Here is a 23,449-nt window from a genome sequence, read left to right as displayed (position 1 = left end):
CCCCCCCCCCCCCCCCGCTGCAGGTCGCGATGCTGTTAGGGCTTCATCTCGTTGCGCATGGCCTCGATGGCAGCGGTGTCCATGGTATAGGCACTGCTGACCTCGATCTCACCATTGGCCACCTTGGTGGCGATGTCGTCCAGCTGGGTACGGATCTCTTCGCTGGTCAGAGCCTGGAAGTTGTCGTTGTCAGCCAGGCCCACGGTGCCCTCAGACAGACCCAGGGAGTAGTTCTCGCCCAGGCTCATGGTGCCATCCCACAGGCTGGTGGAAGCGGTCACCACGGCGTCGCCCATCTTCTTCAGAGAGGAGGAAAGCACGTTGCGGACCAGGTTGGGATCGGTCTCCACCATCTCGCTGTATAGGTCGGTGTCACAGCCGATGATGTACTTGTCACAGTCGCTGGAAGCGGTCACAGCGCCCACGATGCTCTGGGAGGCGGGGGCGTAGACAATCTGAGCACCCTGGTTGTAGAGCTGGGTGGTCATCTCCAGGCAGGTGGCCACATCCTCGAAGGAGCCCACATAGGAGGTGATGACCTTGATGGAGTCGTCGATGTACTTGATGCCGTCGATGTAGCCCACCAGGAAGTCGTTGATATTGGTGGTATCCATGGAGCCCACGAAGCCCACGATCTTCTGGCTGGGATCAATCTTCTCGTCGCCGGCGTTCAGCTTCAGAGCGGCCAGGCAGCCGGCCATGAAGCCAGCCTCATTGGAGGGGAAGGTGATGCCGATCATATTGTCGGAGCTCACTTCGCCGTCCAGGAACAGATAGTTGTTGTCAGGATAATCGGCGGCGACCTCCTCAAAGACCTCCTGGACGGACCAGGTGGCGGCCACGATGAGATCCCAATCCTGCTCGGACACGTCGCGGAAGTAGGTCTCGTAGGCGGTCTCGTCACGGCCCATCTCGATGGTCTTCACCTCGCAGCCGTACTCGCTGCCCAGGCGCTCCATTCCCTCCTGGCAGGAGTCGAAGAAGCCCTTGTCGCCCAGGCTGCCGTTGACCATGAAGACGACCTTCTTGGGCTCGTCGCCGGCAGCGTCGGCGCTGCCGGTGCTGGTGGGCTGAGTGGTCTCGGTGGTCTTCGAGGAGCCGCAGCCGGCCAGCAGGCTCACGCTCATACCCAGTGCTAAGAGAAGTGCAAGTTGTTTTTTCATTTCCTTTTCCTCCGTTGTTTTTGTTGTCTGGGTCTACGGATTCTATATCATCCCCCCAGCAAAGCTGGACGGATCATATACAGGTTCAAAAACACTTATCTGGGGCCCACCTTGCGTCCCAGATAGAGCTGGTAGCAGTCACTTCGCAGGTAGTTTTTAAAATGCCCTACCGCCTGGTCCTCAGCCGCATAGGCAATCTCACTGACGGAAAAGTAAGGGATCTCTCCCGACCGGCTGATCTCCGGAATGGCCTGGGTCTGGATACGCAGCTCGGCTCTGGCTTTGGTCACCAGCTGCGGGACCCGCTCCACGGCGAAGTGCTCCATCTCCTCCCGGCTGTCAGGGTCCACTGAGCAGCGCTCCAGCCACACGGCCGGCACCAGGCGCTGGGAGAGGGCGATGGACTCCTCCCCGCTGAAATAGATGATGTCGTAGTTCACCATCAGCGACCCCTTGGAGAGCCGCAGTTGCTCACTCAGCCAACTTCCGGAACCGCTGATGATCCAGGTGACCTGAGTACCGGTGATAGGCGTGGTGCAGAATGCCCGACAGATGTCATTGAAATTCTGTAGCCCGCCGTTTTGGTGGTTCCGCTCAGCGATCTCTGAGCCCCGACCCTGGTGTCGGATCAGCAGTCCGTCCTCCTCCAGGTACTGGATGGCCTGACGGATGGTGCCCCGGCTGACGCCGAAGTGGGTGGCCAGAGCGTTTTCGCCGGGGATCAGGTCACCCGGCTTTCCCACACCGCTGCGGATGAGCGCATAGAGCACATCGTACACCTGTACGTAGAGCTGAATGTCTGTACGCAAGGGGGTGCGGAGCTGCGGGATCTGTTCCAGGGGGAGCACCCCTGTGCGCCCTTTCACTGCTCTACCCGCGCCGCCCGGTCCTGCCGGATCAACTCCCGCAGGCCCTCCACGGCCATCTCACACACCAGAGCCTCGCACTCCTCCGGCCAGTCCGCCCAGTCATCGGAGTAGGCACCCCGGTCGCAGGTCACGGCCAGCACCGCTCCCGCCCGGACACCCATGGAGCTCGCCGCAACAAAGAGCGGCGCGCATCCCATATCGGCGCTCAGCGCGCCGCCCGCCTCGTAAGCCTCCCAGCGCTTAGTGAGCTCGTAGCCCATGGGCCGTCCCGCGGCGGCAAACTGGGTGGAAAAGCAAGCCTTTGTAATATTCACTCCAACATGATAACGCTGTCCCCTGGCCCGGACAGCCGCTTCCAGAGCGGCAAGCACCTCCATATCCGGTACAGCCGGGTATTCCAGTGGAGCGTAGTGGTTGGCCACTCCCTCCATCCGCACCGCGCCGTTGGGAAGCACCAGGTCTCCCTTGTGGGCCTTGGGCGAGGTGGACTGGCAGGTGCCCACCCGGATCATGGTGTGGGCACCGCACTCATGGAGCTCCTCCACCGCGATGGCCATGGAGGGCCCGCCCATACCGGTGGAAGTAATGGAGACCCGTTCCCCGTCCAGAAGGCCGGTAAAGGTCTGATATTCTCGGAAGTAGGCCATCTGCTGCGGGTTTTTCAGATAGGCGGACAGCCGGACCGCCCGCTCGGGACTGCCCGGCAGGAGCACATAGCTGCCCACCTCTCCGGGGCAGAGACTCACATGCATCATTCGTTTGGCCATGTCGTCCCTCCTTACCGACCCGCCCCGGCCAGATCGTCACGGATGATGGACCGCAGTCCGCTCACCGCCACCTCAATGGCACGGCGCTCCCAGTCCCTGGGATAGTCCTTGCTGTCGTTGGAATAGGCGTTATAGTTGGTGGCACAGATCATAATGGAGGCCGTCCGCAGGCCCAGGGCCGCACCCATGAGGAAGAGGGGCGCGCACTCCATGCTTGTGTTGGTGGCGCCGGCCTTCTCGTAGGCCTTCCACTTATAAAGAAGCTCCTCACACACCGGCTTGGTCTCCGGGGAGGACTCGGTGTAGAAGGAATCTTTGGTGATGGTGACGCCAGTATTGTAGGGGTAGCCGCTCTCCCTGGCCGCCCGCTCCAGGTGCCGGAAGATGCCGTAATCGGGCACAGCTGGGAATTCGATGGGCATAAAATGCTCGCCCACACCCTCCATCCGGGCTGCGCCGCTGGGGATGATGACATCACCGATTTTAGACTTGGGCGAGGCCGAGGCGCAGGACCCCACCCGGATGAAGGTATCCGCCCCACAGGCGTGGAGCTCCTCCACCGTGATGGCCATGGAAGGCCCCCCGATACCGGTGGAGGTCACCGCCACCGGCTCTCCCTCCAGCTTCCCCACGTAGGTGAGAAACTCCCGGCTGTGACAGAGGAGCCGGGGTTCGTCAAAATACTCGGAGATGAGCCTGGCACGCTCTACGCTGCCGGGGATAAAAACATAACGTCCGATCTCTCCCTGGGCCACGCCTGTGTGCAGCATCCGCTTTCCCATCGCGCTTCCCGTCCCCTCTTCTTTTTTCTCAGTATTTGTCGTTCCCGACCTTCTTCTACCAAATACCAGCACTTTTTACCTAAGTATAATCCTCCCTCTTCTCCGTTGTCAATGCGCTATACTAAACATGTATATACAGGTTATTTTGTCTACTTTACACAACTTGCACAATATCTCCCTTTCGCTTTTCGGCGCCACTTACAAACGGTGCTACCTATTTTCTTTCCAAAATAATATCAAAAGCATCCGAAATTCAACATTTTTCTATTATTTTTTTGGCACTTTATTCCCATTGGCCATTACACGCGACAACCGGTCTGTCCACCAGTGGGACCCGCAAGGCCAGGACGGCACGTTGTCGGTCCTGTATAGACAAGTTTTTTCCTGGGATGAGGCAGCCTTTCTCCGCCAAGGTTTTCCCTGCTTCTTCATCGGCTCCGGTGGCTTTGACTTGCAGGCCAGAGGTGAAAAATGTAACCTCTGCCGCACTCAGATTCGGGCCATTGCCCCGGCGGCACGGACTACTTTAACAAGGGTCCCATTGCCAACCACCAGCACATCTGCTGTGGCGACCACGTGGAGCTGGTCCGCCGTTTTTACGACCTGTTCTGACAGTTTCTTTTCCCCCGGGCAGCCCACCGCTTGTCTGGGGAAGTTTTATTTCTTTTTTATACTTGACTAAGTCAAGAAAGGAGGACCTCCCTCGTGTTCCAAACATTGGCCTACTTCTCCACCGTCTTCTACCGGCAATTCACCGACTACACCACCCGGCGGCTCCAGGAGCTGGGGCTCCACTTCGGCTCCCTTTTCACCGTGATCTACGTGGGCAAGCACCCTGGCTGCACCCAGGCGGAACTTACCGCCAACCTGGGCCTGGACTGGGGGCACTCCCAGCGCACTGTGACCCGGCTGGTGGAGGACGGCTTTCTCACCCGTGAGAAATGCGGACGGGCCTACCGGCTGGACCTGAGCGCGAAGGGACAGCAGGCCTTTGCCGTGAGTCACCAGGTTTTTTTTGACTGGGACCGGCAGGTCCTCGACCCGTTGACCCCGGAGGAACGGACACAGCTCCTCTCCCTCCTGTCAAAAGCAGCACAGAAAGAAGCGGATCAAACATGTACGACATCATCAGCAGTCCAATCGACTACGGCGGACTGACCTTAAAAAACCGGATCATCTTTGCCCCCACCACTCTGGGCCTTTCTGAGGAAGAGCAGGCGGCCAAACTGGAGGCCATTGCTGCCGGCGGCTGCGCCATGATTATCATCGGCGACGTGCCTGTGGGCAAGCATGGTTTTGGCCCCGACCTCTTCTCTAAAAAAGGCACAGCCCACTACAAGCGGCTCATCGACGCCGTCCACCGCCACGGCTGCATGGCCTGTGCCCAACTCCACCAGTCCGACTCCGATCTCATGGCCATCCTGAAGTGCGTCCCCGGTGTACTCACCAAGCGGCTGAGCCCCGATGACCTTCGTGAACGGCTCAACCAGGCGGTGGGCCCTTACATCACCAAGCTGCCCGCCTCCAAGATCTCAAAGATCACCGACTCCTTCGGTGAGGCCGCTGTCCGGGCTCGTGCCATCGGCTTCGATATGGTCCAGGTCCACGGGGACCGGATGTGCGGCAGCTTCAGTTCATCAGTCTTCAACCACCGGACCGACGGCTACGGCGGCGGCCCCACCCACCGGGCCCGCTTTGCCATGGAGGCGGTATCTGCCATCCGCCGCCGGCTTCCCGACATGCCCATCGACTACAAGCTAGCCGTCCGCATGGAGGACCCCCACTACGGCAATGCCGGTGTTCTGGTGTCGGAGCTACCCGTCTTTGTCCCGCTGCTGGAACGGGCGGGCGTCACCAGTTTTCATGTGGCCCTGGCCGACCACTCCGCCCTCACCGACACCATTCCACCAGCCAAACATCCCTACTTCAGCGCTCAGGGGTGCTTTCTCCCCTTCTGCGACGCCGTCCGGGCGGTCACCGACCTGCCGGTGTGCGCTGTGGGCGGTCTGAATGACCCCGACTTCATCGAAGAGCAACTCCGGACCGGGCGCATGGATTGCGCCGCCATGAGCCGCCAGCTCATTGCCGACCCGGATTGGCCCAACAAGGTAATGGGCGGACAGACCAGCGCCATTCACCGCTGCGTCCGCTGTAACAAGGCCTGCCTGGGCGGGCTCATGGCCCACAAAGGCGTCCATTGTATCTATGAAAGGAAGAAATGACATGACCTACGCCATCGTCTACAGCAGCAAGACCGGAAACACAAAACAACTGGCCCTGGCCATCCAGGCCGCTCTGCCTGCGGAGGATTGCCTTTACTGCGGCGCCCCTTCCCCTGAGGCTCTGGCTGCCGATGTGCTCTATGTGGGCTTCTGGACCGACAAGGGGGACTGCGACGCCTCTGTGGCCGACTTCCTGGGCCAGGTCACCCGACAGGAGGTCTTTCTCTTCGGCACCGCTGGTTTCGGCGGCGCGCCCGAGTACTTTGAACATATCCTGACCACGGTCCGAGGTCATCTGCCCCAGGGCGTCACCGTGACGGGCAGTTACATGTGCCAGGGTAAAATGCCAGCCGCCGTACGGACCCGCTATGAGGCCATGGAGGAGAGTCCCCGCCGTACCGCCATGCTGGAGAACTTCGACAAGGCCCTCTCCCACCCCAATCAGCGCGATCTGGACGCTCTCACCGCTGCCGTTCAGATGTGAGACTATGGAAAAGGCCCGGAAATAAGGGAAAGGGCCTGTTGAAAAATTCGTTTTTCAGACCCAAACAGGAAAATTGCCCATTAAAAAAGTTAGAGAGAACCACTAATTTGACGGTTCTCTCTAACTTTTTCTTTGGCCTAATTTTTTGAAATTCTATTTTGCAACAGCCCCTTCGTATATACGCTATCCAAGGTTGGAGGCTCAAAGAAAGTATCAACGCCGGAAAATTCGTTCCGTCAATTTATAACTGAATCTGCACACTTTTTGCTGGACGTTCCACAAGAATAATTTGAGGTGTAATTCGTGCGTCCGTCTTAGAATAATGTAAACACACAGCACAGGTACATAAACATATTGTTCCGCCTGGCTGTTCGATATATCGCACGGACCAGCAGTCGTAACCACACTGCGGGCACAGTTTGCCCGTTTCATTTCCGTAAATATAAATATAAACCGTTCTCCTTACCATTAAATTCTGCATTTTTTGCCTGAGTATGAGAAAAAATGTTTAGTACGGCTCAACCTCCTCTTGGTTTTGAGCCGATTCGGCAGTCTGATACTCAAAAAATGTTATGGTTGCAGATACTTTTACAGCTCCATTTTCCTGCTGTGAAAGCTGCATGTCCCCCAGAAGGCCACGCAGAGTACTGTCATGGAGCTTCTGCAGGATTTCAAGGGCTTGCTCGTAGCTGCCGCAAGTAAAGGGAATGGACACACGGCGATAAAAGACATTGTTCTCGCCCTGCTCACCCTGGAAGGAGAGGGAGTATTCCTGGCAGCCGGCCAGAATGGTGTGCAGCTCAACCATGACGGCCTGAAGGTTGTCGTAGGCTGGCATATAGGGTACCTGGGCACCCTGGGCGGAAAGCTGCTCCAGCTTTTTCTCCATCTGCTGCTGGCTGGTCAGCTTGGCTTCCAGCTGGGCGGACAGTTCCTGAGACTGGGCAATCTGTGTGTTGAGGGACGCTAAGCGCTGGGTAGTGGGCAGATAGAAAAACAGGACATATCCGCTGACAGCTGCAACGATGGCCAGCAGGAACAGCAGCACCCGTTCACGAACGGAAAGCTTTCTCATGAGACAGTATCCTCCTGTGCAACCTGAAAATAGACGTGAACCTCCACCTGTTCGGCTTCGTCCGTGGAGGAGGCGGTATCCACCTGAGTGTCAGATACCAGAGGGGACTGTTCCAGTTGGACGATCAAGTCCGCGGCCTGAGCCAGGGTGACACCGGAGAAGGAGATAACCACCTGGTTGCCCTCGATGGCCACCTGGGAGATCTGGGCGGAGGGGCGGATGGTGGTGTCGATGAGGGCCAGGAGTTCCATGACGTCGGCGTGTTCCTGTTCCTGCTGGGTGGGGATGGAGCGGATGTAGTCCTCCAGCACCTGATCGTAGTTTTCAAGCTGCTGTATCTGTTGGGCAGTGTGCTGGTCGAGCGTCAGAATGTGGCTTTCCAGCTGTTTCTCCTGGCTTACGAAGTCATAGACCATGATTTTTCCCAGGCCAAGCAGCACCGCCGCCGCAAACAGTATATACAGCGCCGCAGTGGCGGGGGCAGTGGTGCGGTCCACTTTGAAGTACAGATTCATGGAGCGCTTGGTGGGATAGACTATCTTTTTTCTGGCCACCAGATGGCGCACATCGGTATCCAGTTTCATGGCTTATCCCTCCTTTTCCGCTTCAGCCATCAGACCAACAGCACACACAAAGGTGCCGTTTTGCACTTGACCCTCCCTGCCTGGGATGAGGGTATCCACCGGGAGGGCGGGTAGGCCCAGAGTTTCCTCCAACAGGCGGCGCAGCGGCGCGATCTCCGCACCGCCGCCGATCAGGTATACCCCGTCCAGCTGGTTCTGTCGGTAGGTAAAGTGGTAGAAGTTGATGACCTTCAGCACCTCCACGGCCAGGTTTTCGTAGACCTCCATGCAGCGGGGATGCTCCAGAACCCCCTGGTGGTTGCCGCGTTTGTAGGCGTCGGCCAGGAAGGGGTCCATATGAAACAGATCGGCCACCACCTCGTCCAGAGCCCTGATGCCGATCGGTACGCGGCGGGCGGCTTGGATGTGGTCGCTGTGGACGACAAAAATACGGGTGGACAAAAAGCCCAGGTCGATAAAGCAAAACTCCCCGGGAGCTTCGGCGCGCTCCCGGCGGCAGTTCTGCACCAACTGAATGAGGGACATCTCCTGGGGGAGAATGCACTTGAGGAAGAAGCCCCCGGCGGAGAAAATACGGATATAGTCCTGGATCTGCTGGCGCTGGACCACCGCCGCCATCATGGTCAGCTGTTCTTCCCCCGGCTCATCCTGTTGGGGCGGTTCCTGGGACTCGGCCTGGCACAGGGCGTAGTCACAGTAGTACTGATGGGGCTCGCCGTGGATGAAGTCGCTGAATTCATAGGGCAGGTTGAGCATCAGCTGGTCCACCGACATGCGGGGCATGGTCACCAGGCGGCAGATGGCCTTGCTGGAGGGCAACAGTAGCCCCGCCGGCCCGCCGGGCAGGCGCAGGTCCTTTTTGGCCTTTTTCAAAAAGGCGGAGAAGGCGTGGGGCATGAGGATATTGTCCTCCTCCATCAGGTTCTCCGGCAGGGGCAGCTCGTGCAGCTCCAGAACCCCCTTTTTCAGCGCAGCAATTTTTAAACTGCTGTTACCCAGATCAAAGGCAACTTTTATACTTTTTGACATCAATTTCATCCTCTCATCCCAGCAGACTTAAATACCACTGGATCAATGGCCCTCCAAACAGGGTGACCGCCAGCCAGGCGGCCGCCAGAAAGGGGCCCAGGGGAATTTCCGCCCCGGACTGACGCCGTCCCGGCCCGGCGGCCCACGCAAGGGCCAGCACACAGGCCAAAACCAGTAGCAGCAGCATCTCCAGCCAGCTAAGGTACAGCCCCAGCACAAACAAAAGCTTAATATCGCCGCCCCCCAGGGTGTCCTTTTTCAGCAGAGCGTCCATCACCAGGGACAGCAGCAGCAGGGGCAGGGACACGCTAAAGGCACCCAGGGCCATTTGGGGCAGGGTCTCACCCAGGGGCTCCTGGAGCAGGACAAGAAAGGCCACCCGGTTGACAATTGCCACAAGCAACAGCTTGTCGGGCAGTATGTGGGTAGTCCAGTCAACTAAACTGAGCAGCAAAAGAAGTCCCGCCAGGATGAGCTGCATGACCAGCTCCAGGCTGGGACCAAATTTCAGCCCCAGGGCGGCAAACCCCGCCGCCCCCACCAGCTCCGCCACCAGGCAGCGCACGGGGATGGCCCCGCCGCAGTGGCGGCAGCGGCCACGGGAAAACAGGTAGCTAAAGATGGGGATCAGCTCCCCCACCCCCAGCACATGGCCGCAGCCATCACACCGAGAGCGCCCCGTGGGCAGGCCGCCCCGGTCGGCGGCGCAGCAGAGAAAGCTGCCCAACGCCGCCCCCAGAACGGCCAGCCACAGGGCTATGTAAAATTGTAACAGCAGGTCTGCGTCCATGCGCGGGGTACTCCTTTTCAAGGAAAATCAGTCAAAAAATTTTAACCTCATCCCAGTTAATTTCTATGTTGGTCACGCCGTCGTCCGCTGTAATATCCACTCGGACAAATTTGCCCTTGTGGGCTTTGCTCTGACCGTAGTCATAGCCGGGGGTTCCGGCTGGGGGCCAATCTTCATCACGGGTAATGATGGTCGCCGTGCCATCGGATCTGTAAAAATAAGTGATATTTCCAGTGTGGCCCTCCATCAGGTAGTCCGCCAGGGCGACAGCCTTGGCGGACCGCTCATTGGCCTGGTCGGTAGCTACCCGGACCTCTTCCAGGCTGGCATTGACCATGGGAATAGACACCGCCACAAGGACGGCGATGACAGCCACCACGATGAGCATTTCGATGAGGGTAAAGCCGCCGGTGCGGCGGCGCCGGGACCTCTTCATACTCCTTCGCCTCCTGTGGGACAGACAAGACAAACGGCCTTGGGAGGGCTCCGGAAAGTCCGGAGCTCTCCCAAAGCGGTTTTCCGCTTTGGGTTCCCACCGGGGGGCCACCCCGCCCCGGCGGAAGATATCTTTATTTATATCTTTTTAAATGCTCACGAACTATGAGCGGTAGAATCACCACCAGTTGCCGGTACTTCCGCCCATTCCAGATCACTAACGGTACCGTCAGTACCGATAGTAAGCTTAATATAGCCATCTTTATGCTTAGAACACTGACCATATTTGGAGGCAGTCGGTGCCGTGGTAACAATGGTACCGGTATTTGCGTCATAATAACAAGTACCGGTAGTTCCAGTCGTCATGTAAGTAATAATTGCGGCAGCCTTCGCAGCCCGCTCATTGGCCTGGTCGGTGGCGACTTTGGCCTTGTCCAGGGAACTGCTCACCATGGGGATGGACACCGCCACCAGAATGGCGATAATGGCCACCACGATGAGCATCTCGATGAGGGTGAAGCCGCCGGTCTTCTTCAGCTTCTTGGACAATTTCTGTTTCAGATTCATTGGATTCTCTCCTCCTTCTTATTTGTATCTGCCCTGGGGCAGATCAAAAACATATATTTCATCAAAGGACGGGGTGGCCGCCCTCTCATGACAGACTAAATGCTTCCGTACAGGCTGAACATGGGCAGATAAATGGACAGCAGAATGAGTACCACAAACACCGCCATAACACAGATGATGATGGGCTCCAGCAGGGCCAGGGCCCGGGCGGACAGGGTGTCCACCTCGTTGTCGTAGTACTCGGCCTGGATCTCCAACGTGCCCTCCAACGAGCCGGTGGCCTCGCCCATAGCGGTCATCTGCACCAGCATGGGGGGCAGGTCTTTGCAGGTGCGCAGACACTCCCCCAGGGGGCGTCCCCCCTCCACACCGGGGATGACGCTCTGGATCTGCGCCGACAGGTGGGCGTTGCTCACCGAGCGGGAGGCGGTGTCCAACGCCTTCAGGATGGGCATGCCCGCCGAGAGCATGGCGGCCATGGTGTGGGCAAACTGGCTGGCCGAGGTCATGGCGGCAAGCTGGCCCAGGATAGGCAGGGTCAGCCGGAACTGGGCCATGCGGATGCGCCCCCCTGCCGTTCCGGCGTACAGCCGGATCAGAAAGACGATCGCTGCCACCACACACAGCAGTACCCAGATGTACCGGCTGAAAAAGTTGGACAGTCCGATCACAATTCGGGTCGGTAATGGCAGCTCTATACTCATGGACTCAAAGGCAGAGGCAAAGGTGGGCACGGCGTAGGTCATAATGATGATGATGACAAACACCGCCACCACTGTGAGAAAGGCGGGGTAAATCAGGGCGCTGGTGGCCTTCTGCCGGGTCTTGGTCATGCGGTCGTAGTAGGTGCTCATCCGGTCAAAGGAGCGCACCAAATCGCCCGACTCCTCCCCCGCCCGGATGGTCTCAATAAAAGTCACGGGCAGGCGGCCCTTGCCTCGCTGGGAGAAGCTGTAAGAAAGGCTCCAGCCATTGGCGATGTCCAGAGACACCTCGTCCAGCAGCTTTTTGAGCATTTTATCCGAAATCTGGGAGGCCACCAGGTCCACCGTCTGCACCAGAGGCAAGCCCGCCTTGAGGATGATGGCAAACTGTTTGCACATCAAGGCAAAGACCTTCAGGTTGAGCTTTTGAAATTTCTCCAGAGGGTCGGTGCGGGGGGCGGCGATCTCCTCCAGCTTGAGCACCACGTCGTAGCTCTGGCGGATGAGGGAAACCGCCTGGGCGCTGTCGGAGGCCTCCAGCACACCCTCGGCCCGCTGGCCGTCTCCGCCCACGGCTTCATAGCGATAGGTCGGCATGGTCTATCCCTCCTTCATCGGCCAATGCTCCGGGGACGGGTTCCCAGACCGGTGCCCACAGGCCCGCCCATAGAAGAGGCCGACATCTGACCCAAGCCGCCCCGCAGCGCGCCCTCCATGGTCTGCTGGGAGATGGCCCCGCTGCGGTACAGGTTTTGCAAAGAGCGGTCCATGAGGATGTTGCCGATGGAGCCGCTGGTCTGGATGGAGTTCTGAATCTGGGGGGTCTTACCCTCCCGGATGAGGTTGCGGATGGCGTCGTCGGTCTTCATCACCTCGCAGGCCAGCACCCGGCCCGGCTTGCCGTTGCGGGGCAGAAGCTGCTGGGAGAGCACTGCCTTCAACGTCATGGACAGCTGGAGCCGGATCTGCTGCTGCCGCTCGGCGGGAAAGACGTCCACGATACGGTCAATGGAGTCGGCGGCCGAGTTGGTGTGGACGGTGCCGAAAACCAGGTGGCCCGTCTCGGCGGCGGTGAGGGCGGTCTGGATGGTGTCCAGGTCCCGCATCTCCCCCACCAGGATTACATCCGGGTCCTCACGCAGAGCGGCCCGCAGACCGGCGGCAAAGCTCATGGTATCCCGGCCGATCTCCCGCTGGTTGATGAGGCACTGGTCGGGGGTGTAGATGTACTCCACCGGGTCCTCCAGGGTGAGGATGTGCAGCCGCTGGGTGTGGTTAATCTGGTTGAGCAGGGCGGCCAGAGTGGTGGATTTGCCCGAGCCTGTCTCGCCGGTGATGAGCACCAGCCCCTGGTTGTAGGAGGCAAACTCCTTCACCACCTCGGGCAGACCCAGCTCCTCCAGCTGGGGGATGTGATCGTTGAGCAGACGGATGGCGGCGGAGTAAAACCCCTGCTGTCGAAACAGGTTCACACGGCAGCGCACCCCCGCGATGGTGAGGGCCAGATCCAGCTCGCCCACCGCCTCCAGCTGGCCGAAATTGTCTCCCGCCAGCTCCCGGGCCATCTCCATGCATTGCTGGGCGGTGAGGGGGGTGGGCTCCAGGTCCCGGATCTCCCCGTCCACCCGGTATTTGGGGGGCAGGGCGCAGACCAGATGCAGGTCAGAGGCCCGGTCAGCTTTGGCTTTTTCGATGTATTCCTTGATGTTCATTCCACTTGTCTCCCTACGATCCTGAGGATTTCCTCTGTGGTGGTGACCCCCTGGGTCACCAGCTGGGCACAGTTGACCAGGAGGGGCTGGAAGGTGGAGTGGTGTACCGCCTCCTCCAGCTCCTTGAGGTCCCGCCGGTGGATGGCCCGGCGGATCTCCGGCGTGACCGGCAGGATCTCAAACACCGCCGTCCGGCCCCGATAGCCGGTCTGGAAGCAGTCCGGGCAGCCCGCGCCCCGGTAAAACTTCAGGTCATCCCTCCAGGGCAGCTCCAGCAGGGCGGCCTCCTCCTCGGTGGGCGTGTAGGCCTGACAGCACCGGGGACAGATCTTTCGCACCAGCCGCTGGGAAATGATGCCCCGCACCGCCCCGGCGATGAGGTAGGGCTCCACCCCGATGTCCAGCAGGCGGTCGATGGAGGACAGGGCGTCGTTGGTGTGGATGGTGGTGAGCACCAGGTGGCCGGTCATAGCCGCCCGCATGGCGATCTCCGCCGTCTCGCCGTCCCGAATCTCGCCTACGGCGATGATGTCCGGGTCCTGGCGCAGTACCGCCCGCAGGGCGTTGGCAAAGGTCAGGTCGGTGCGCTCGTTGATCTGCACCTGGCAGACCCCTTCCATGTGGTACTCCACCGGGTCCTCCAGGGAGATGAGGTTGACCTCCTCGCTCTTCTTGTGGTCGATCATGGTGTAGAGGGTGGAGGTCTTACCGGAGCCGGTGGGGCCCACCACCATCAGCACACCCTCGGTGCTGCCGGAGAGCAGCTCCAGGAACTTGCGCCGGTTCTCCCCCTGCAGGCCGATGCCGTCGATGGTGACCATCCGTGCATCCTTGCGCAGCAGACGGATGACGATTTTCTCCCCGTGGATGGTGGGCAGAGTGGACACACGCAAATCCAGGGTCTCCTGCTGCACCGTCATGTTGATGCGCCCGTCCTGGGGGATGTTCTTCTGGGCGATGTCCATCTGGGCCATGATCTTGATACGGGAAATGACCGACATCTGTAATTCCCGGGGTACCGTGATGATGTTGCGCAACACGCCGTCGATGCGCATGCGGATTTGCAGCTTCTCGCCGGTAGGCTCCAGGTGGATGTCGCTAGCGTTTTCCGTATAGGCCCGGTGGATGATGGAGTTGACCAGGCGGATGGTGGGGGCGGCGTTTTCGTCCCCCTCGTCGGCCGCCAGCTGCATCTCATCGCCGATGCGGATGGCCGCTCCATACTGGCCGGAGTCCAGGTCCCGGCGCATGTCCTCAATGGCCTTCATGGTGCCCTGGTTGCTGTACAGGTTCTGTACAGCCCGCTCCAGGGCGGATTCGGTGGCGATCATGGGAATGACCTGGCGGCGGGTAGCCGCCGCCACCTCTTCAATGGCGGTAAAGTTCAGCGGGTCGGACATCCCCAGGTACAGCTCTGTGCGAGTGGCCCGCACCGGGACCACCCGGTGCTTTTTGGCAATGCTTTTGGGCACCAGCTGGGCCATTTCTGATGAGATGGTACAGGCGTTCAGGTCGATGAACTCCAGACCCAGCTGGGTCATCAGGGCCTCAATCACCTGGTTTTCTGTAATGATGTGGTTGTCCCGCAGGATATCGCCCAGGCGCTTGCCGTTTTCTTTTTGCAGCTTGAGGGCCTCTTGCAGCTGCTCTTGGGTAATGGTGCCGTTGCCCACCAGCAGGTCGCCCAGCCGTGTGTACTTCATGTGCTTCCTCCCTCTTCGCCCACGGCGCCGTTGAGGCAGCGGACGGAAAATTCGGTTTCATTGGAGATGGAATTGCGTCCGGTCACTTTTAATTGGACCGTAAACAGCCTGGCCGTTTCATCATAGACGATGCTCCATGTCTCAATCCGGTAGGCTCCGTTGCCGTAGGCTCCGCCGGAGAGCATCTGGCGTTTATTCGCTTCCAGCTGCTGATTTTCATTGAGGGACAGGGTGGTGTTGCGGCCGTAATTGACGCTGGTATAGCGCTGAAGATTGCCGCTTCCGTCCGTCTCCACATCCCGGGCGTAACGCAGTTCGTTGGACAGCAGGTCGGCAAGAGTGGACAGGAGCAGCTGGCTCTCCGCCTCACCGGTCATTTTGTTGTAGCTGTCCTGTGCCATGAACAGGCCGGTATTGAGCATCAGCCCCAGCAGCGCCAGCACCCCCGCCGCCGCAACCATCTCCACCAGGGTCAGGCCCCGGCTGCTTTTCAGCTTTCGGCGCAGGCGCTTCATGGGCCAGCACCCCCGGCGGCGGTGTCCAGGGCGTAGGAGTACAGCCCCTCTCCCCCGTACACCTGGACGGGAATGTCAATCGATGTGCCGCCCTCCGTCAGCTTGACAACAGGAGAGGCACTGACACCCTCGGTCACAGGGGCTTGGCGGTTTTCCGCCGCCGTCAGGGTCTCATAGAAATACTCGTCAGACGTGTCCGCCTGCCGGCCCAGATTGGCGGAGACCGCTACGCCCCCCAGCAGCATCGCCACGGACAAAGAGGCGATGAGGATGGAGGCCAGCACTTCTACCAGGGTTTCGCCCCGCTGGCTGCGGAGTTTTCGTTTCAGAGATTTCATGCTCCTGCCGCCCCTCCTTCCTCTTCAACATCCAAAATGGTGATCCAGCCAAGGGTCCATTGCATTGCCTCTGTATCGTGAGTGCCAACTGACAGATTGGAAACAGTGGGTTTATTCTCCTTCGGAGTCAGCTCAGCTTCCACCTTGTAGGTATTCAGTCCGTCCAGATATGCGGTAATATAGATAGCGTAGGACTCTTTTACCTCTAAGGTAATGTGCACCGGAGTGTCATCCAGTTCCGTACCGGTAACGGTGGTAAGGATAAGCGTATGAGGGGAAATAGCACCGGATTTGGGATCTACAATCGTAATTCCGCTTCCTGTCAAAACACTACTGATTTCCTCGGCAAAAAGCAACTCAAAGTCATTCAAAAAAACATTTTTCAAATTCCCGTCTTCTGTGGCGGGACTGGTATGGGTGTACGTTCCGTCCAACTGCCTTAAATATTTCAGAATGATTGTTTCTATTACTTCCCCATCATCATTCGTAATATCTTCTGTCTCTTCCCAATACACATACTGCCCACGATATTCCGACCGGTTGAGCTCGTCGCACAGTGTGCTCACCGCGCTGGAGAGGGCCAGATAGATCTGGTGCTCCTCCAGATTGCTGCGGTGCTTGCCGGCGTTGGCCACTGCCGCCATCAGAATGGAGGCGGTGACCATGGAGCAGATCAGCAGGAACAGCAGAGCCAGCAGCATGGAGGCTCCCCGCTGACTGCACAGCTTACGGGATATTGCGCCTGTCATATCTGCCCCTCCTCTGTCTCTATGCCCGCTCCACCCTCTTCGGTAGTTTCTTTTTTGATCTGCACCGGCAGGTCTTTCCATACAAGGTGTGTGCTGCCTCCGTACTCAAACTGGAACTGCACCCGTACTGAGGCGTAAGCTTCGCCCAGCTTGGGATAGTAGGCCTCAATGGACAAGATTCCTATTTGATCTATGCCGTCCTCGGTCGTAGCCCAATCCGCCAAGATGGTGCTCTTGTAGTTGTCATCCATCTCAAATGCTGTAATTTTCACGTCTGAGACGAGAGCTTCCCCGTCCACTTTGAGGGTAAACTGACCTCCTGCACAGGTTCCGGTTCCGTCATCGGGTTCAATTTTACTTTCGGTTCCGTTATAGGAGACAGTCATTTCACTGGTTGCTGTTGCAGTTTCGTCGAAGGTGATGACCAAGGGAGTCAGTTCGATTTCCGGCGCAACCAACTCCAGGTTGACTGCGCTGGTGGCGTGATAGTTCTTTTCCAGGTAAGTAAAGTCGTATCCCACCGTAATCTGGGTATTGCCGGGGTTTGTGCCGCTGTTGGCAGTGAGGATCAAATTGTCCAGAGCAATGGAGGCTGTGGCAAAGTAGTCCGGGTCAAACTCCACTGTGGAGATGGACAGTTCAACGAGATTTTCCAGCGTGTCTGGCAGCGAATTTCCATCACGATTCCGCAGCTCCAGAGCAGTCTGCACCGTCTCATCGGTAAAGATCAGCACAGGAGGGGTGGCCGTAGCCGCCAGACGCAGCTCCGCCGTCACATTGACCGCAATATCCAGGGTGTATGGCGGCTCGCCGTCTACGGTATAGGTTACGGTGACAACGGTGCTGCCTGTTTGCCGGCCAGTGATGGACAGGGTGTTGGTTTCACCCGCGGTTACAGAAAGCGTGGCCGTGGCAATGTCCGGGTCATAGCTCTCAGATGTTGTATCCACACTCCAGGTACCATCCGTGTCCACACCCTCCAGGGAGAGCTCCTCGAGACATACCGCGCCCTCGTCCTCTGTTTTGTAATCGGCGAACAGATCCAGGTTTACCGGCAGAGCGCCGTTTTCCCGGCGGATTCCTGCCAGTGGCCAGTCGCCGTAGTGAACACTGGCTTTTCCACCGGCCACCAGATCGCTGGACTGGGTGAGGATGGTGGGGAAGGGGTAGTCCCGGCCCAAAAGACTGGAATCGCTGCCAAAGCTGTACCGGCCATTGAGGGGATTGCCGCCAGATGAGGTGATGGTCACGGTGGAGAATTTTTGGTCCTGCTCGGTAATGTTAGCGTTGAGACTTGCCAGCAAGCCGGTTTCGCTGTTCGGGTTGGTGTCCGCCATTTCGGTATAGGTCAGGGGGGTGACATTTGTATTGTTGTAGATGTCAGTCTCGGCCATGACACGCCACTGATTATCCGTGGTGGAAATGCCATTGGGATTGTTCTTCAATACTACAGATTCCAGATAATAGTTATTGTCATAGGTAGTGGTACCCCTGTCGCTGGTATTCTGGCCGACACCTTGGCCTCTGGCATCCCGCAGATCGCCGTTACCGCCGATAGCATACAATGCAACAATGCCTCCGCCGTACTGATTAGCATTGCTTGTGCTGTCCCAGAATGGTTCGACCGGCATATCCTTCTGGGCAGGCAGTTCCACATAGGTATAGCAGTTCTCAATTGTATTGGTCAGGGTTCCATTTTTTCCAATCCTAGTATTGTTGTCCACGGTCAGAGGCTTCATATAGATACCGCCGGAAATACCGCCGATATAGATGCCGCGGTTATAGGCGACCACAGCGTTTGTTACCCGGATACTGCCGCCGGTATAGCTGTTGGTGATGCTACCCTGGCTGGTCCCCACCAGGCCGCCCACACGGACGTTGTCGTTGTCATCCGAGCTAAGGATGATGTCTGTCACGGCACTGCATCCGGTGAGCTTCATATTGGAGATTCCAAGCAGACCGCCCAGGCCGGTGCCGCCCCAGTTTCCGCCGCCCTCGTGGGAGTCGGTAATGGTATAGCCCGCCACCGCGCAGTTTTCAATGGCGCTGCCCTTTGTGGAGGCCGCCAGACCGGCCAGGCCGCCGATGGCATACCAGGTACTGTCGGTTTTGCCCTGAGCGTTGTTATAGCTGTTGACAAAGCCCTTGCCATCCTCGGAGTAGAGCACCACATTGCGCAGCACCCCGTTGAATACTGCGCCGAACAGCCCGGCACAGGAGGATTTCTGTCCCTGGATGTTCACGTTGGCGATCAGGTAGTCCTGCCCATCATAGGTGCCCCCGAACCAGCCGGACAGGGAGCCGGTTGACTGCTGCTGCTGATCATAAAATTCGGCGATGGGGTTATAGATCCTGCCGCTGCCGGTCAGATCGTGGCTCTGCGCCCATGCGTAGTCGCGCTGGACAACGGTATAAGTCACGGTATCATTCTGCTTATTTTTCTTCTCCTGGCTGTAGGACAGATAGGGGAACTGGGTATTGTTGTCTTTGGTGAGAACGGTGTTGGTGTCCTTCTCCTCCTGGTTCCAGTTGATAAACTGGAGCTGGGCGATGGAGCGCACCCCGTAGGGGTTTTTCTCCGTCCCGGGCAGGTCGGTGGGCACACCCGCCGCCGCGGTCTGCCCCCCGGTGAGCTGGACCGCCATGGCGTCGGCAAAGAAGGGGCTGAGGCGCACGGTGAGGGTGGCGGTACCCTGGGTCAGCTTCCAGATGCCGTAGGGGGGCTCGCCGTTTTTGGCCTGGCCCGACTCCACTGTGAACAGGCCCTGCTTCTCCTCCGCCGTGCCCCAGGTGTTGTAGCTGTGGAAGGCGTACTTCCCGCCCATCAGTTCGGACAGGGCCTCGTTGGCTTCTGCGTTTTCCAGAGTTTTATCGGGGGTAAAGTCTGTATCATTGCTATACCCAATGCCTTCGCTCTTCAGCGTGGTTTCCAGGGTCTCTCCTAAAGCCTGGGAGAAATACCCATACCCGTACTCGGTGACCACACCGCCGTCCCCATGGGCAGTGGACAGGGTACCGCTTTTCACTGCCTGCTCGTCTGCCGTCAGGGAGATGGCACTGATATGGTAAGATACGGTTTCATCAATGGTCAGCTTTTCCCAGTAGTACACGCCCATCATGCCCAGGTCCATCCGCTCGGGCCACTGGCCATAGTGGATCAGCGACACGGTGTCATTCCCCTCCACTGTGACCACGGCGGGGTAGGGGTAAGCCCCCTCCCAGCTGGACGCGGCCCCCCGTTCCATACCCAGCGCATCAACAGCATCACTCTCGGTCTGCCCGGCCAGGGCCTCCCAGGTTACCGCGGTGGCGGAGGGGTCCTCATACAGGGCGGCATAGTTTTCGCCCCGATAGGTAAAGTTGCCGTTGTTGAGATAGACACAGCTTCTGGAGTAATCCGGGCAGAAACCATAGCGTTGGGCGTCGCCGTCGGAGAGCAGGTAGACAGCGGCATAGCTGCGTGAGAGGCTGGCACTACTGCGCCCGGCAAAGCCGCAGGCGTACACCGTACCGTAACGGGCCTGGGAAACCGACACCTTACCCACGGCATAGCACTGGTCGATGATGCCGCCAGCGGTGTTTTCGCCCGCAAATCCCCCCGCATAGGCGTGGGACATGGAGGCTTCCGCCGTGATGGATGCGCCTTCCACGGCGCTGTTTTGGATGGTGCCGTGGTTCTGCCCTACCAGACCACCCAGATAGATGGTGCTGTACTGGTAACCGTTGGCCTGCAGCCGCACCCCATAAGAGGCGCAGTTATCCACTGTACCTCCATTGAACCCGGCCAGTGCGCCCACATACAAAGTCTGAGAGCTGCTGCCCGATTGGGTCACGGAAAGCACATCCGTATCCCGCATCTGGTAGACGATATCCTGGAGTACACCGGTGCTGTACCCAAACAGGCCCACATGCTGGTAGGCGTTGCCCTCGTCATCCTGAACGGTGGGCACCACCCCCGTAATGCTGTGGTAGTTGCCATAGTAGACACACCGGAAGGGGCTGACCGCGCTCAGACCAATGGGGGTCTGGGACCAGTTGCCGGTAAACAGCTCTGTAAACCGCTGATACCCCTTGTAGGTGTCATAATCCAGATCCCGCTGCTGGAGGAAACGGTACTGATTATTGCTGGCGTAGTAGTCCTCAAATTTGCTCAGGTTGTAGAGATGACGGGGGGTGCGCACCTCCACCCGAAGCTGTGCAGCCTTGGCGGGCAGTTCATCCTCTTTGATCTCCTCATCGGTGAGAACGGTGTTGGCAAAGTGGGGACTATAGTAGTAGGTCTGGTTTCCCGCGTCGATAATGCCTTCACCTGTAGGGGTATCATCAATCGTAATCTTCTGGTAAAAATCGGGGGAAGCATAGTCGCTGCTGACCACTTCCTCGGGCAGAGGCAGGAGGTAGTAGTAATTGGTTTCTTCATTGGTATCGCCAACATCCACAATCTCATAAATGGGATGATCTTCCTTGCCGCCTCCGTAGTTAAATGTGCCCTCAGTGGTGCTGTTGTTCGCGGTTTGATAATTTACAGTCAAAGTAGCTCCAATTCTGGAGATTTGCTGTGTGCTCTCGTAGGCCACCGCATAGCCGTCCTCCACCACGGCTTTGTCGTCCGACAGGCCGCTGATTTGAAAGCCGTAGGAGTATGTACCATCCTCCTCCTTGTAGACTTCGTAGTACACCAGACTGCCGTTTTGGAACTGAGCGCCCCAGTCGCCCCAGTGGTCCAGCTTCTCCAGTCCAGGGTAAATATAGGTGTTCAGGGACAGGGTGGTCTGGAGGTTATAGGGGTGAGACTGCAGGATGCGTTTGGAGGTAAACACATTGCTGCCAAAGAGATCATCCCACTGAGTGGAGTCAATGAGGTTGCCATAGGACACACCCTGATCATCATTTCCCTGGAAGTTAAAGTCTTCGGAGTCCAGATAGTATGTCTTTTTATAGTCGTTTCCAGTTTCACACAGGGGATAGTTGGCCACTGTCTCCACCGCGGTAAACAGCATGGCGCTGTAAGAGCTTTCCACTGCCGCGGTACCTTTGCCCAGGCACAGCCCGGCGGCCCGGGCAGAGGTATCCCCGCTGTCAATAAAGCCTACGGCGTAGCTGCCGTAAATGGTTGTGCCAGTTCCCATCAGATCGCCCACCAGGCCCGCCGCAGCAGGTCCGTCCAGATAGGAGGCAGCGTAGGAGCGGTCAATTTCCAGTCCGCTGCCCTCGCCCACAAGGCCGCCCACCGGGTCGGTGCTCTTCACCAGGGAGGAGGCGGAGCAGTTGGTGATGTCGGAGCTGGTCAGCCTTCCCGCCAGACCGCCTGCCGGGCCGCTGCCGGTGATCTGATACTTGAATTGGGTGGCGCTGTCGCCCAGTACATCCCGCAGATTGGTGGTCTCCTCGGAACGGTTCTCCCAGTAGACCTGACAGTTGTCGATGGTCAGATGGCTACCATCGCCCACCAGCGCACCCGCTGGGCCGCTGCCGCCATTCACCACAGTGTTTACCAGGCGGATGTTGTTCAGTGTTTTAATGTCACCATCCATACCGGAGAAGTCGCCAAACATACCTGCGGAAGCACTGCCGCTACTTTTGACATTCAAATCGTAGATAGAAAACGCTCCGCCATCGTAGCTGGTCAACTTCGCATTCTCAATGGGCCGGAATTCGTAGCCCTCCACATCCTGAATATCCTTCTTCTGCACCGCCTTCGTTTTTTCTGCGGCCACATTGGACCAATCTGAATCCAGATTTTGCAGGTGGCGCAGACAGGCGATGTAGGCGGTATCCCCATCGCTGCCCTTGGCAAACAGACTGTTGTCACTGGCGCTCTTCCGGGCGCCGTTGACCTTCAGCTCTGTGCCGTCATATCCTACCTCAGCGGTAATGGTAAAGTCATCGCCATAGGTCAACCCACTGAAGAGTTCCTTGAACTGCTTTTCATCCTCCTTCAAAGAATCCAGTGTCCAGGTGTAGGTATAGATTAAGTAGGAAACTTCCTCTTCGTAAGCACGCTCTACATTGTCAGCCATCTGGTCCAGCGTTAAAGGCTGCTCCTGATAAGTCAGGGTCACATCCAGCTCGACGTTGTCTGCCTCTCCCATGGTATGAAGGGTCCTGGGTACCCAGTAGGTGACCTCCACCCGCAGAGTATCCTCGTTATAGATATTGATGACCGGGGTGCGCAAGGAGATGGTGGTACCGCTTTCGGCGGACTCTCCTCCGTAGTAGCCCACCATGGGCTTGCGGTTCATGCGGTCAAGCTTGGATGCGGCCCGCCACTCTTGATAGAAGTCGGGGAAAGTTCCAGCAGTCACACCGAGATCCTGATCGGAGTAGAACACGTCGATCACACTGCCGCTTTCCGGCTCATAGGTGATCCAGAAGTCCCCGTCCCATAGAGCGGGATCAATGGTCCCGCTGGGAAGTAGCTGAGCCATATAAGAGCTGTCACAATGAATATAGTAGACGGTGATCTGAATGCCGCCGTCGGAATTGGGGATGACCTCCACATTTTCGATTGAATTTGTACTATCAACCACCAATCCATTCAACTGCTGGCTGCTGCGCAGAAGGATGGCCCGGTTCTGGGCAGCCAGAAAAATCTCTTTGGCGGAGTTGTCCAGCTGGGCCAACTGTAAATAGCGCATATAGGTTATGATCCCCACGACAGACACCGCCAGAAGAACCAGGGAAATCAGTATGACAAGCAGCATTTCCTGTACGGTGAAGCCATGCTGACCATATTTCTTTGTAAGGTTCATACAGTTTCCCCCTGTGCCCTGTGGTGTAAGCCTGTGATGCGGATCGGTTCCAATTCTACCCTGCGGCCGCTGTTTTCCCTTCCAACTGTTTGGACGCCATACCGTTTTTCCGACAGAAGGGATGGCGTATGCTCCGTCTCCCACTTTGGTACAGCGGTAAGATGGATCTCACGCGTGTAAATCATGTGGGGCTCATCCATTCCCATAGC

General features: G+C 58.1%; 20 protein-coding genes. 3 read left to right on the top strand and 17 right to left on the bottom strand.

The features are described 5' to 3' along the window. Positions 1–35: 35 nt before the first annotated feature. From ACTNBK_RS10310 to ACTNBK_RS10295, 4 genes are all read right to left on the bottom strand, one after another. Positions 36–1,163: a BMP family ABC transporter substrate-binding protein gene (locus ACTNBK_RS10310; RefSeq protein ID WP_441145838.1), complete on the bottom strand. Its 1,128-nt coding sequence runs from the start codon at positions 1,161–1,163 to the stop codon at positions 36–38. Between the two features lie 95 nt (positions 1,164–1,258). After that, positions 1,259–2,011, bottom strand: coding sequence for a GntR family transcriptional regulator (locus ACTNBK_RS10305; protein ID WP_441145836.1), 753 nt, complete (start codon positions 2,009–2,011; stop codon positions 1,259–1,261). A gap of 14 nt (positions 2,012–2,025) precedes the next feature. Further along, on the bottom strand, positions 2,026–2,799 hold the full coding sequence (locus ACTNBK_RS10300) for a nucleoside phosphorylase (RefSeq protein ID WP_441145834.1): 774 nt from the start codon (positions 2,797–2,799) through the stop codon (positions 2,026–2,028). Positions 2,800–2,810: 11 nt separating this feature from the next. Continuing rightward, positions 2,811–3,581: a nucleoside phosphorylase gene (locus ACTNBK_RS10295; protein WP_441145832.1), complete on the bottom strand. Its 771-nt coding sequence runs from the start codon at positions 3,579–3,581 to the stop codon at positions 2,811–2,813. 705 nt (positions 3,582–4,286) lie between these two features. On the opposite strand from ACTNBK_RS10295, the gene bilQ reads away from it, so the two are divergent. Genes bilQ through bilS form a run of 3 tightly spaced genes read left to right on the top strand, consistent with a single transcriptional unit; the run spans position 4,287 to position 6,287 of the window. After that, positions 4,287–4,739: a bilirubin utilization transcriptional regulator BilQ gene (gene bilQ / locus ACTNBK_RS10290; protein WP_441145830.1), complete on the top strand. Its 453-nt coding sequence runs from the start codon at positions 4,287–4,289 to the stop codon at positions 4,737–4,739. Continuing rightward, positions 4,697–5,803, top strand: a complete 1,107-nt coding sequence (gene bilR, locus ACTNBK_RS10285; RefSeq protein WP_441145828.1) for a bilirubin reductase — start codon at positions 4,697–4,699, stop codon at positions 5,801–5,803. Before bilQ ends, bilR begins: the two co-directional genes overlap by 43 nt. A 1-nt stretch (position 5,804) precedes the next feature. Beyond that, positions 5,805–6,287, top strand: coding sequence for a flavodoxin family protein BilS (gene bilS / locus ACTNBK_RS10280; RefSeq protein ID WP_441145826.1), 483 nt, complete (start codon positions 5,805–5,807; stop codon positions 6,285–6,287). Between the two features lie 508 nt (positions 6,288–6,795). Here bilS and ACTNBK_RS10275 read toward each other — a convergent pair. The 13 genes from ACTNBK_RS10275 to ACTNBK_RS10215 form a co-directional block, all read right to left on the bottom strand. Beyond that, a complete protein-coding gene (locus ACTNBK_RS10275; RefSeq protein ID WP_441145824.1) occupies positions 6,796–7,362 on the bottom strand; it encodes a hypothetical protein in 567 nt (188 codons plus the stop codon). Continuing rightward, positions 7,359–7,946 (bottom strand): hypothetical protein, encoded by a 588-nt coding sequence (locus ACTNBK_RS10270; RefSeq protein ID WP_441145822.1) that lies wholly within the window; start codon positions 7,944–7,946, stop codon positions 7,359–7,361. The genes ACTNBK_RS10275 and ACTNBK_RS10270 overlap by 4 nt, the downstream gene beginning before the upstream one ends. Positions 7,947–7,949: 3 nt before the next feature. Then, positions 7,950–8,975 carry a pilus assembly protein PilM gene (pilM, locus tag ACTNBK_RS10265; RefSeq protein ID WP_441145821.1) on the bottom strand — a complete coding sequence of 342 codons (1,026 nt, stop codon included), beginning with the start codon at positions 8,973–8,975 and terminating at the stop codon, positions 7,950–7,952. A 13-nt stretch (positions 8,976–8,988) separates the two neighbouring features. Then, a complete protein-coding gene (locus ACTNBK_RS10260) occupies positions 8,989–9,765 on the bottom strand; it encodes a prepilin peptidase (RefSeq protein ID WP_441145819.1) in 777 nt (258 codons plus the stop codon). A 31-nt stretch (positions 9,766–9,796) separates the two neighbouring features. Then, a complete protein-coding gene (locus ACTNBK_RS10255) occupies positions 9,797–10,201 on the bottom strand; it encodes a prepilin-type N-terminal cleavage/methylation domain-containing protein (protein WP_441145817.1) in 405 nt (134 codons plus the stop codon). A gap of 155 nt (positions 10,202–10,356) precedes the next feature. After that, entirely contained in the window at positions 10,357–10,767 is a 411-nt protein-coding gene (locus ACTNBK_RS10250) for a type II secretion system protein (RefSeq protein ID WP_441145815.1), read from the bottom strand. Positions 10,768–10,862: 95 nt separating this feature from the next. Next, on the bottom strand, positions 10,863–12,068 hold the full coding sequence (locus tag ACTNBK_RS10245; protein WP_441145813.1) for a type II secretion system F family protein: 1,206 nt from the start codon (positions 12,066–12,068) through the stop codon (positions 10,863–10,865). A gap of 14 nt (positions 12,069–12,082) precedes the next feature. Continuing rightward, positions 12,083–13,183: a type IV pilus twitching motility protein PilT gene (locus ACTNBK_RS10240; protein WP_441145811.1), complete on the bottom strand. Its 1,101-nt coding sequence runs from the start codon at positions 13,181–13,183 to the stop codon at positions 12,083–12,085. Continuing rightward, a complete protein-coding gene (locus ACTNBK_RS10235; RefSeq protein WP_441145809.1) occupies positions 13,180–14,886 on the bottom strand; it encodes a GspE/PulE family protein in 1,707 nt (568 codons plus the stop codon). The genes ACTNBK_RS10240 and ACTNBK_RS10235 overlap by 4 nt, the downstream gene beginning before the upstream one ends. Beyond that, on the bottom strand, positions 14,883–15,401 hold the full coding sequence (locus ACTNBK_RS10230; RefSeq protein WP_441145807.1) for a PulJ/GspJ family protein: 519 nt from the start codon (positions 15,399–15,401) through the stop codon (positions 14,883–14,885). The genes ACTNBK_RS10235 and ACTNBK_RS10230 overlap by 4 nt, the downstream gene beginning before the upstream one ends. Beyond that, positions 15,398–15,739, bottom strand: a complete 342-nt coding sequence (locus tag ACTNBK_RS10225) for a type IV pilus modification PilV family protein (RefSeq protein ID WP_441145805.1) — start codon at positions 15,737–15,739, stop codon at positions 15,398–15,400. The genes ACTNBK_RS10230 and ACTNBK_RS10225 overlap by 4 nt, the downstream gene beginning before the upstream one ends. Then, positions 15,736–16,488: a hypothetical protein gene (locus ACTNBK_RS10220; protein WP_441145804.1), complete on the bottom strand. Its 753-nt coding sequence runs from the start codon at positions 16,486–16,488 to the stop codon at positions 15,736–15,738. The genes ACTNBK_RS10225 and ACTNBK_RS10220 overlap by 4 nt, the downstream gene beginning before the upstream one ends. Continuing rightward, positions 16,485–23,240: a hypothetical protein gene (locus ACTNBK_RS10215; protein ID WP_441145802.1), complete on the bottom strand. Its 6,756-nt coding sequence runs from the start codon at positions 23,238–23,240 to the stop codon at positions 16,485–16,487. The genes ACTNBK_RS10220 and ACTNBK_RS10215 overlap by 4 nt, the downstream gene beginning before the upstream one ends. Between the last annotated feature and the right edge of the window lie 209 nt (positions 23,241–23,449).

The sequence above is a fragment of the Intestinimonas sp. HCP28S3_D6 genome (genome assembly GCF_052065695.1).
GTDB lineage: Bacteria > Bacillota > Clostridia > Oscillospirales > Oscillospiraceae > Intestinimonas.
This window is presented reverse-complemented; position numbering and strand designations above follow the sequence as displayed.